Raw genomic sequence first — 1,088 nt, 5'->3', positions numbered from 1 at the left:
GCCACCCGGCTCGCCCGCGCGGCCGACCGCGCCGCGTTCGCCCCGGGCTCGACGGGCGCCGGAGCCCCGACGACCGAGGACCGGCGGGCCGTGCGGGAGGTACGGCGGGCGGTGCGCCGCAGCGTGCCGTGGTGGCGCCGCGCGTGGTGGTACCTCGACCCGCGGGTGCTCCGGCGCCGCTGACCCGCTCGTCCCTGCAGCGGCCTCAGGACGTCGGGGCGGTGATGCAGCGGACCTCGGACAGCCCGACCGGGCCCGTCGGCATGACGAGGAGGATGGCGTAGCACTGCCGTCCCCCCGCGGCCAGCGCCCCGGGCAGCACGACCTCGCGGGTGCCCGGCGCGAGCTCGGCCTCGTAGGAGACGACCGACCCCTGCGGGCCCGACGTGCGGGCGACGAAGAACCGTGCGGTGCCCTCGCTCGGGTCGGTCCACGCCAGCTCGAGGTCGAGCCCGGAGGCGTCGAGGGTCTGGAACACGACCGCCAGCTCGGGGTCGGGGCGGGGGTCGAGCGGCGGGTCCTCCGCCGGCGGCGTGCTGGCCGTCGGCACGGCGCCGACCGTCGGCGTCTGCTGCGGGCGGTCGGCCTCGTCGTCCCCGCCGCGCAGTCCGAACCCGACCACGCCCAGGCCGAGGCCCAGCACGAGGGCGAGCACGGCGAGGACGACCAGGGACCGGCGGCGCCGTGGCTCGTGCGGGTCGGTGGGCCCGTCCTGCTCTCGCTCCCGGCGCGCGTCCCGGCCCCTCCCGCGACGACCGCGACCACCGCGACCACCGCGACCGGCGGGGGGCTCGTCGGACCCGGCGACGGCCGGACCCGGCACGGCCGCGGGCGAGGCGCCGGTGCTCGTCGGGGCGGCGTCGGGAGTGGTGTCGACCGGGGCGTGGGCGAGCGCGGAGAGCGCCAGCGGCTCGGGGTCGGCGGACGCGCCGGGTGCCCACGCGGGCTCCACCGGCGCAGGAGCGGGCGTGGGGGTCGGGGTGGCGTCCGCGGCCGGGTGCGGCCGCGGCGCCGTCGGCGCCGGGCGGGGCTGCTCGACCGGGTGCTCCTCGACCGGTACGGCGGGCCCCGGCTGCGCGGGCTGGGCT

General features: G+C 80.7%; 1 protein-coding gene and 1 pseudogene. One reads left to right on the top strand and one right to left on the bottom strand.

Annotation, left to right across the window (positions count from 1 at the left end; translation table 11 throughout):
• The coding region (locus tag KK617_RS18655) for a hypothetical protein (RefSeq protein WP_277501682.1) at positions 1 to 183 on the top strand (183 nt) is incomplete at its 5' end.
• A 22-nt stretch (positions 184 to 205) separates the two neighbouring features.
• Here the strand turns inward: KK617_RS18655 and KK617_RS18650 are convergent.
• A pseudogene (locus KK617_RS18650) lies at positions 206 to 1,088 on the bottom strand (hypothetical protein); the annotation flags it as partial.

Source organism: Nocardioides sp. ChNu-99, from assembly GCF_029493445.1.
Taxonomy (GTDB): Bacteria; Actinomycetota; Actinomycetes; order Propionibacteriales; family Nocardioidaceae; genus Nocardioides.
Note: the sequence above shows the minus strand (reverse complement) of the source record. Positions and strands in the feature narration are given on the sequence as shown.